General features: G+C 73.6%; 8 protein-coding genes and 1 pseudogene. 3 read left to right on the forward strand and 6 right to left on the reverse strand.

What is annotated here, in order from left to right; genetic code table 11:
• Positions 1-152 precede the first annotated feature (152 nt).
• Together ACIWVC_RS20470 and ACIWVC_RS20475 are read left to right on the forward strand one after the other, a co-directional pair.
• The gene (locus tag ACIWVC_RS20470; RefSeq protein ID WP_396450058.1) at positions 153-869 is read left to right on the forward strand and encodes a response regulator transcription factor; all 717 of its coding nucleotides are present in this window, start codon (positions 153-155) and stop codon (positions 867-869) included.
• Between the two features lie 541 nt (positions 870-1,410).
• A pseudogene (locus ACIWVC_RS20475) lies at positions 1,411-2,253 on the forward strand (sensor histidine kinase); the annotation flags it as partial.
• A gap of 13 nt (positions 2,254-2,266) precedes the next feature.
• Here ACIWVC_RS20475 and ACIWVC_RS20480 read toward each other — a convergent pair.
• Both ACIWVC_RS20480 and ACIWVC_RS20485 read right to left on the reverse strand, forming a co-directional pair.
• Entirely contained in the window at positions 2,267-3,214 is a 948-nt protein-coding gene (locus ACIWVC_RS20480; protein ID WP_396450056.1) for a TAXI family TRAP transporter solute-binding subunit, read from the reverse strand.
• 331 nt (positions 3,215-3,545) lie between these two features.
• Positions 3,546-4,103: a TetR/AcrR family transcriptional regulator gene (locus ACIWVC_RS20485; RefSeq protein ID WP_396450054.1), complete on the reverse strand. Its 558-nt coding sequence runs from the start codon at positions 4,101-4,103 to the stop codon at positions 3,546-3,548.
• 71 nt (positions 4,104-4,174) lie between these two features.
• Between ACIWVC_RS20485 and ACIWVC_RS20490 the strand changes: the two genes are divergently transcribed.
• Positions 4,175-5,551 (forward strand): amidase, encoded by a 1,377-nt coding sequence (locus ACIWVC_RS20490; protein ID WP_396450052.1) that lies wholly within the window; start codon positions 4,175-4,177, stop codon positions 5,549-5,551.
• Between the two features lie 13 nt (positions 5,552-5,564).
• On the opposite strand, the gene ACIWVC_RS20495 is transcribed toward ACIWVC_RS20490, so the two are convergent.
• The 4 genes from ACIWVC_RS20495 to ACIWVC_RS20510 form a co-directional block, all read right to left on the reverse strand.
• A complete protein-coding gene (locus tag ACIWVC_RS20495) occupies positions 5,565-6,326 on the reverse strand; it encodes a glucose 1-dehydrogenase (RefSeq protein ID WP_396450050.1) in 762 nt (253 codons plus the stop codon).
• A gap of 68 nt (positions 6,327-6,394) precedes the next feature.
• Positions 6,395-6,973, reverse strand: a complete 579-nt coding sequence (locus ACIWVC_RS20500; RefSeq protein WP_396454431.1) for a TetR/AcrR family transcriptional regulator — start codon at positions 6,971-6,973, stop codon at positions 6,395-6,397.
• An 86-nt stretch (positions 6,974-7,059) separates the two neighbouring features.
• A complete protein-coding gene (locus ACIWVC_RS20505; protein WP_396450046.1) occupies positions 7,060-7,746 on the reverse strand; it encodes an endonuclease V in 687 nt (228 codons plus the stop codon).
• Positions 7,747-7,779: 33 nt separating this feature from the next.
• On the reverse strand, positions 7,780-8,295 hold a 516-nt coding region (locus ACIWVC_RS20510), incomplete at its 5' end, for a serine hydrolase domain-containing protein (RefSeq protein ID WP_396454432.1).

Below are 8,295 nucleotides of genomic sequence, written 5' to 3' on the forward strand. Positions count from 1 at the left end.
CGGAGAGCGGCCCGCAAGCGCCTGGCCAGCGCTTATGGACGGGAAGGTAAGGGCCGCCGGGTGAGTGCAGGGAAGGGCAAACTACGAAATTTAAGAATTTTCTAGGATCTTTGCTATATGCCGCGAGCGTCCGGATTTCTACGCTGTGGGCGATGCGGATCCTGCTCGTCGAGGACGATGACCGGTTCGCCGACGCCCTCACGGTGGCGCTGCGGCGGCAGGGCTTCGACGTGTGCCGCGCGTCCACCGCGGCCGCCGCGCTCAGCGCGCCCGAACCCGACCTCGTCCTGCTGGACCTCGGCCTGCCCGACCTCGACGGCATCGAGGTGTGCCGGCGGCTGCGCGGCGGCGACGTGGCGATCATCGCCATCACCGCCCGCGGGGAGGAGCGGGACCGCGTCATCGGGCTGCGCTCCGGCGCCGACGACTACCTGGTCAAGCCGTTCGGCATCGCCGAGCTGAGCGCCCGCATCGACGCCGTCATGCGCCGGGTCCGGCCCGCCGCGCGCCCGGTCGTGACCGTGCGCGGCGTGCGCGTCGACCCCGCCCGGCGCCGCGTCACCACCGCCGAGGGCGCCGAGATCACGCTGACCCGCAAGGAGTTCGAGCTGCTCGCCGCCCTCACCCGCGAACCCGGCGTCGTCGTCCCCCGGGATCGGCTGCTCGCCGAGGTGTGGCACAGCACGTGGCCGGGCGGGCGGCGCACCCTCGACGTGCACATGGCGACGCTGCGGGCCAAGCTCGGCGATCCGGGGATCGTGCAGACCGTGCACGGCGTCGGCTACCGGCTCGCCGTCGGCGCCGCCCCCGCCGCCGGCGCCGCCCCGGCCGCTCCCGGCGGATCCGGACGACCGGGGAAGGACGCGTGATACGGCTGCGGCCGGGAGGGTGAGAGGCATGCTGCGCCGAATGCTGGTGCTCTACGCGTCGCTGCTGCTGCTGGTGCTGGCCGCTTTGGAGATCCCGCTCGCCATCGGGTTCGCCGCCCGCAGCACCCAGAACCTGTTCATCGACCAGCTCAACGACACCGCCCGGTTCGCCTCGCTGACCGAGCCGGCGCTGCGCACCGGCGAGATGGTCACGCTGCGCGCGGAGCTCACCCGCTACGACGACCTCTACGGCATCGCGGCGGCCGTCATCGACCGGAACGGGACCGTCGTGCTGGCCTCGCGCCGCGGGCTGGCCCTCGGCGAGACCGCCCGGCTCCGGGTGCGCGACGCCCTCTCCGGGGAGCGCTCCGACAACAAGGACGTGGTGTGGCCCTGGCAGCGCGCGCCGATGATCGTGGCGGAGCCGGTGGGCCTCGGCGGCCGGGTCGTCGCCGCCGTCATCACGATCTCGCCCACCGGCGCCGTCCGGTCCCACACCCTCACCCGGTGGGCGGAGCTGGCCGCCGCCGGCCTCGCCGCCATGCTGGTCTTCGGCTTCGCCGCCGTCCCGCTGACCCGCTGGGTGCTGCACCCGGTCCGCCGGCTGGACGAGGTCACCGGCGAGCTGTCCGCCGGCCAGTGGCAGGCCCGGGTCGCCGTGACGACCGGCCCCGCCGAGCTGCGGCGGCTCGCCGAGCATTTCAACGCGATGGTCACGGCGGTCGGCAGGGTCCTGGAACAGCAGCGCTCGTTCGTCTCCTACGCCGGCCACCAGATGCGCAACCCCCTCGCCACGCTGCGGCTGCGGGTGGAGAACCTGGCCCCGCACGTCCCGCCCGACGGGGAGCGCGACCTCGCGCTGGCCGTCGACGAGGTCGCCCGGCTGGGCCGCATCCTGGACGGCATCCTGGCGCTGGCCCGAGCGGAGGGCGGCGGCTGCCCCATCGGCGTGGTCGACTGCGGCCGGGTGGTCCGGGAACGCGTGGAGGCGCTCCGCGGCGACCCGTCCGGTGTGCGCGTCCGGCACCGCGGCGCGAAGCACGCCGCCGTCCTCGCCGTGCGCGACGGCGTCGGCCAGATCCTCGACGCCCTCCTCGACAACGCGGTCAAGTTCGCCGGCCGGGGGGCGACCGTCACCGTCGCGGTGTCGCGCCCCTTCCCCTCCCCGGACGGCCCGATGGTCGCGATCGACGTCGTCGACGACGGCCCGGGCCTCCCCGAGACCGACCTGGCCAACGCCGCCCAGCGGTTCTGGCGCAGCCCGGAGCACCAGAACGTCGACGGCACCGGCCTCGGCCTGAGCATCGCCACGGCCCTCGCCGAGGCGTCCGGCGGCGCCCTGCGGCTCCGCCCCGCCCAGCCGCACGGCCTGCACGCCACCGTCGTCCTGCCGGCGGTCAGCCCTGGCGCTTCGCCTCCCGGTAGTACCGAATCGCGCCCGGATGCAGGGGCAGCGGGTACGTCGAGACCGCCGACCTCCGGTTCAGGTGCAGCGCCTCCGGGTGCACGGCGGCGAGCTCGTCCCGCCGCGTGAACAGCAGCCGGGTCAGCTGGTAGGCGCGCTCGTCCGGCATCGAGGCGTTGACCACCAGGTAGTTCGGCACCCCGACCGTCCCCACCTGCTTCACCAGGCCGTACGCGGACGCGAGGATCGACCGCTCCTCGTAGAACGCCCGGTACCGCCGCTTCAACGGCTCGACGTAGCCGCTGAGGTCGATCAGCCGGATGGGCATCTGCCGCGCCAGCTGGGCGATCGCCCCGGTGGGCAGCCCTCCGGAGAAGAAGAACGCGTCGACGCGGCCGCTCCGCAGCGCGTCCGCGGCCTCTCCCACCGGCAGCTCGCGGACCCGGACCCCGTCCCGGCCGACCCCGGCGACCGTGAGCAGCCGGGTCGCGATCAGCTCCGTCCCCGAACCGGCCGCCCCGAGCGACACGGTCCGCCCCTTCAGGTCGGTCAGCCGCCGGATCCCGCTGTCCGCCGGGACGACGAGGTGCGTGTAGTTCTCGTACAGCCGCGCCAGCGCGACGACCGGCTCGCGTCTCGTGAAGGGGGGCCGCCCCTCGAACGCCAGTGCGGCCGAGTCGGCCAGCGTGAACGCCGCGTCGGCCCGTCCCAGGCCCAACAGCCGGAGGTTCTCCACCGAGGCGCCGGTCGAGATGACCTGCGGCCGCGCCCCCGGCAGCCGCTCCCGGGCCACCTTGGCGAGCCCCTGGCCGTAGGCGTAGTAGACGCCCTCCCGGTTCCCGGTCGCGATCACCAGCCGCCAGGGCCGCGCCTCCGGCGCTCCGCACCCGGCCGCGGCGGCGAGCATGCACGCCGCGAGGACCGCTGTGACCCACCTCACAGCCGCCGATCGTACGCCATCCCAGATCACAGCCCTGCCACGTTCCGAACACGGAACACATTTCCGGCGCCCGGCCACCTTTCCGGCGGTCACCGCCCGCCCCGAATAAGCGCGGCTCAGCGCTTCCCTAAGTGAGGCTTAAGGGCGTTCTGCCGGGGGTTCGCGGGGCCTAGCGTTGCGGGTGTCAGATTGAAGAGACGGCGGAGGTGCACAGGCGGAGAGCGAAGCGAACGTCGGCTGAGGTTCCGACTGAGGTTCCTGATTGAGACAGGTTTCTGGCCCGCACGGCCCCGTAACCCCGCTCTGGGGCCGTGCGGGCCAGAATCCTTTTTCAGCGGGGGAGTGCGCCCAAGAGGAGCAGGCGGAAGGCGTCCGCGGTGCCGGTGCCGGAGGTGTCGCCGGTGGCGAGGCGGCGGATGGCGAGTCCGTAGAGCATCGTGACGACCGCGGGGGCGTGGCTCTCCGCGTCCGGGATGCCGAGGGCCTTCAGGACCGCGGTGGCGAGCTCGTCGTAGGCGGCCACGGAGCGCTTCGAGGTCTCGCGGAGCCCCGGGTCGCGGGCCGCGTGCAGGTGGAGCTCCAGGTTCGCTATGTGCTCGGGGCCGTCGGTGAAGGCGAGTATGGCCTTCTCCACCTCGTCGGGGGCCTGGTCGGGGGGCATGCCCGTTTCGGCGAGGGCCGTGACATAGGCGGTGATGCGGGTTATCTCTCGTTCGACGAAGGTGTGCAGGGCCTCGCGGAGGAGGTCCTCCTGGCTCGGGAAGTGGTAGGTGAGGGATCCGAGGGAGACGCCGGCCGCGCGGGCGACGGCGCGGTTGGTCACGGCGCCGATCCCTCGCTCGCCGATGAGGCGGAGGGTGGCCTGGAGGATTTCGTCGCGGGCGCTCATCGGTGCACAGTCTTCCCTACGGCCGGTGCGTTCTGTATCGTTCGTTCGAACGAACGATAGCGGGAGGTCGCGTGGTGCTGGGGCTGGCGGGGCAGGCTGAGGCGTTGGCGCGGGGCGATGTCACGTCCAGCGAGCTGGTCGAGGAGAGCCTGGAGCGCATCGGGCGCAAGGAGTCGCTCGGGGCGTTCCGGGTGGTGCGGTCCGAGGCCGCGGCGCAGGAGGCGCTGGAGGCGGACAAGCGCCTCGCGGACGGGGAGCGCCTGCCGCTGCTCGGGGTGCCCGTGGCGGTCAAGGACGACACCGACCTGGCGGGGGAGACCACGCCGTTCGCGGTGTCGGGGGACCACCTTCCGGCGAAGCGGGACGCGGAGGTCGTGCGCAGGCTGCGGGCGGCCGGGGCCGTCATCGTCGGGAAGACCACGACGTGCGAGCTGGGGTTGTGGCCGTTCAGCGAGTCCGAGGAGTTCGGGTGCGCCCGGAACCCGTGGAATCCCGAGTACACGCCGGGCGGGTCGTCGGGCGGGTCGGCGGCGGCCGTGGCGGCGGGGATGGTCGCCGGGGCGGTCGGTTCCGACGGGGCCGGTTCGATCCGGATTCCGGCGGCGTGGACGGGGCTGGTGGGCATCAAGCCGCAGCGGGGACGGGTCTCCGGGTATCCGCAGACCGATCCGTTCAACGGCATCACGGTGTGGGGGCCGCTGGCCAGGAGCGTCGAGGACGCCGCACTGATGCTCGACGTCCTGACCGGGAGCCATCCGGAGGACGTGTATCAGCTCGACCCGCCGGTGCGCTCCTTCGCCGAGGCGGCGAGGCGCGAGCCGAGGCGGTTGCGTATCGCCGTTTCGTTCCGGACGGCCTTCGGGGTGAGCGGCAGACTCGACCCCGAGATCCGGGCGGCCGTCGAAAGGCTCGCGAGGCGGCTGACCGACCTGGGGCATAAGGTCTTCCCCGCCGATCCCGACTACGGGCCGGTGGGGCTCGGGCTCATCCCGCGCGGGACGGCCGGCGTGGCGGACTGGCTGGATTCCCTGCCGAATCCGCGGCCCGATCCCCGGACGGAGGCCGAGGCGCGCATCGGCAGGGTCGTCGGGAAGCGGCTGCTGCCCCTGGCGAAGAAGATGGATCCGTACCTGCGGCGGAAGGTCGGGCGCATCTTCCGGTTCGCCGATGTCGTGATGACCCCCACCACCGCTCAGCCGCCCTTCCGGGTGGGGGCCTTCGACGGGGCCGGCTACCGGAAGACGCAGTCGGGCGTCGCGGCGGCCTGCCCCTACGCGTGGACGTGGAATGTGCTCGGCTGGCCCGGGGTGAACGTCCCGGCGGGGTTCACCAGGAGCGGACTGCCGATCGGGGCCCAGCTCCTCGGGCACGACTCCGACGAGGCCACGCTCATCTCGCTCGCCGCCCAGCTGGAGGCGGTCGAGGGGTGGGTCGAGCGGCGTCCGTGACGGCGCTACCGGCTCAGTACCCCGCGCCGGTCAGCATCCCGCCGTCGACCAGGACCTCGCTGCCGGTGCAGTAGGACGAGTCGTCCGAGGCGAGGTAGACGACGAGGCCCGAGACCTCCTTGGACTTGGCCATGCGGCCGAGGGGCAGCGAGTTCATGAACGCGTCGGCGCTGCCCGCCTTCGCCGCGATGATGTCGTCCTGCATGAACAGCGGGGTCACCACGCCGCCGGGGTGGATGGAGTTCACCCGGATGCCGTACTGCCCGAGCTCGCGGGCGGCGGACTTGGTGAGGCCGCGGACGCCGAACTTGCTGGAGCTGTAGGCGGCGAGGCCGGCCGCGCCGATGAACCCCTCGGTCGAGGACACGTTGACGATCGAGCCGCCGCCCGCCTCCCGCATCGGCGCGATCACCGACTTCACGCCGAGCCACTGGCCGACGAGGTTCACCTCCAGGATGCGGCGGAACTCGTCGAGCGCCATGTCCTCGATGGTCTTGTGCCGGATGATGCCGGCGTTGTTGACCAGGACGTTCAGCGCGCCGAACGTGGTCGTCGCGGTCTCGACGGCCGCCCGCCAGTCGTCCGGCGATGTCACGTCCATCCGGACGAACCGGGCGCCGTCCCCGAGGTCGGCGGCGAGCTTGGCGCCCTCCTCCTCCAGGACGTCGCCGAACACCACCCTGGCGCCCTCGGCCAGGAACCGGCGGACGTGCGCCTTGCCCATCCCGCGCGCGCCGCCGGTGATCAGCGCCACCTTGCCGTCAAGCTGCCCCATCAACGCTCCTCGAAGCCGGTTGCCTGTCCAGTAACCTAGCGAACGCTTGGTCAACCGAACAAGGTGCCTTAACCGGTGCGCAGGCCGTCGAAGAGCAGGTCCAGCATCCGGTCGGCGTAGGCCGGCGGGTCGGGGGTGCGCTCGGACGCGACGCCGATCGCGTTGGTGATCCGCAGCAGGTCGCGCGGGTCGATCTCGGCGCGGATCGCCCCCGCGCGCTGCGCCCGGTCCAGCAGCCGGCCGAGCGCGTCGCAGATCGCCGCGGCCGCGGCGCCGAGGCCGGTGTCCGCCCACTCCGCGCCCATCGCCTCGATGATCACGGTGGCCGTGCCGCGCGGCGTCATCGCGCCGGCGAGGTAGGTGCGCAGCCAGCGGCCGAGCGCGGCCTCCGCCTCGGACAGGTCGGGTTCGGCCAGCAGTTCGTCGGCGTGCGCGAGGAGCCCGTCGATCCGTTCGCGCAGGACGGCGTGCAGCAGCGCGTCGCGGGTGGGGAAGTGCCGGTACAGCGTCCCGGAGCCGACGCCCGCGCGCTTGGCGATGTCGTCGAGGGACGCGCCCGTGCCGTGCTCGGTGAACGCGATGCGGGCGGTCGTGATGAGTCGTTCGTAGTTGCGGCGGGCGTCGGCCCGCATCGGCCGGGTGTCCATGGGCACCGTCCAGCGGTTCAGCGGACGACCTGCGATGGTCGCCGACTGGCGTTGGGACGAGCCTGCCATCTCCGAGGGGGCGAGCGCTACCCGGCGAGGGCGTCGCGGGACAGCCGGTCGGCCCGGCGGGTGGTCTCCGGCAGCCGGTAGCGGCGCGCCAGCGACAGGACGTGGCGGCACGCGGTGTCCAGGCCGATGCGGTTCCCGACGGACACGAACACCGGCTTCACCCCGTCCCGGGTGCGCAGGACGCGCCCCACGACCTCGCCTCCGTCCAGCAGCGGGCTCGCGTCGCCGCGCCGCGGGCCCGGCCGCTCGTAGGCGCCGACGAAGGCGGTCTTGCCGACGCCGACCGCCGGCAGCCCGGTCAGCACGCCCACGTGGCAGGCGAGCCCGAACCGCCGGGGATGCGCGATCCCGAACCCGTCGCAGACGAGCAGGTCGGGGGTGGTCTTCAGGGCGCGGAGCGCGTCGAGCAGCGTGGGCAGCTCGCGGAACGCGAACAGGCCCGGCACGTAGGGGAAGGAGGCGGTGCCGACGGCCACCGACTCCTCCAGCACCTCCAGGGTCGCGGCGTCCAGCACGACCGCGGCGGCGGCCAGCCGCGTGCCTGTGCCGCCGCCGTCGCCCGCGTAGGAGACGTCCAGGCCGGCGACCGTGCGCGGCGCGGCGGGCCCGGGGACGTCCAGTTCGAGCATCGGGCGCAGCCGGTCCTGGACGGCCTCGGCCTCCTCGGCCGTGGCCGGCCAGGCATGAAGCTCGCGCACCTCCATGCCCCGGCACGTTACCGGGCGCTCGGATCCCGTTCAGGACAGGGCCGCGTAGGCGGCCTCGACCAGCCGGTAGGCGCGCAGGTCGCCGGACAGCTGGTCGCCCATCAGGTTCGGCAGGTATGCGAACGCGAGCCCGGCGTCGGGGTCGCCGAGGCCGATGGACCCGCCCGCGCCCGTGTGCCCGAACGCCGTCTCCCGCCCCGCCGCCGGGACGAAGAACGTCTGCGCCGGCCGCATGAAGCCGAGCCCGAACGCGCTGTCGACGAGCATCGTCCGGTCCGGGCCGCTGACGCGCGGGCGGATCGCCTCGCGCAGCGTGTCGGGCCGCACGATCCGGCCGGCCACGAGGTCGCGGTAGAACGCGGCGAACGCGGGCGCGGTGGCGAGCATCCCGGCGGACGGCCAGCCCGCGCGCAGCACGACCGGGTTGTTGTACCCGCCCTTGCCGGGGTGCGGGTTGTTCAGCGCCCGGTTCATCATGCTGTCCGGGTCGGTGTACGCGGCGGCGAGGCGCGCCAGCAGGTCGCGGCCGGCGCCTCTGCGGGCCTC

The organism is Actinomadura sp. (assembly GCF_044508335.1).
In the GTDB taxonomy this organism is placed as follows: domain Bacteria; phylum Actinomycetota; class Actinomycetes; order Streptosporangiales; family Streptosporangiaceae; genus Spirillospora.

Bases quoted from the DNA above. Each gene is read 5' to 3' on its own strand.
- ACIWVC_RS20470 (WP_396450058.1), top strand. From the start codon at position 153: ATGCGGATCCTGCTCGTCGAGGACGATGACCGGTTCGCCGACGCCCTC.
- ACIWVC_RS20485 (WP_396450054.1), bottom strand. From the start codon at position 4,103: ATGAGCGCCCGCGACGAAATCCTCCAGGCCACCCTCCGCCTCATCGGC.
- ACIWVC_RS20495 (WP_396450050.1), bottom strand. From the start codon at position 6,326: ATGGGGCAGCTTGACGGCAAGGTGGCGCTGATCACCGGCGGCGCGCGC.
- ACIWVC_RS20500 (WP_396454431.1), bottom strand. From the start codon at position 6,973: ATGGACACCCGGCCGATGCGGGCCGACGCCCGCCGCAACTACGAACGA.
- ACIWVC_RS20505 (WP_396450046.1), bottom strand. From the start codon at position 7,746: ATGGAGGTGCGCGAGCTTCATGCCTGGCCGGCCACGGCCGAGGAGGCC.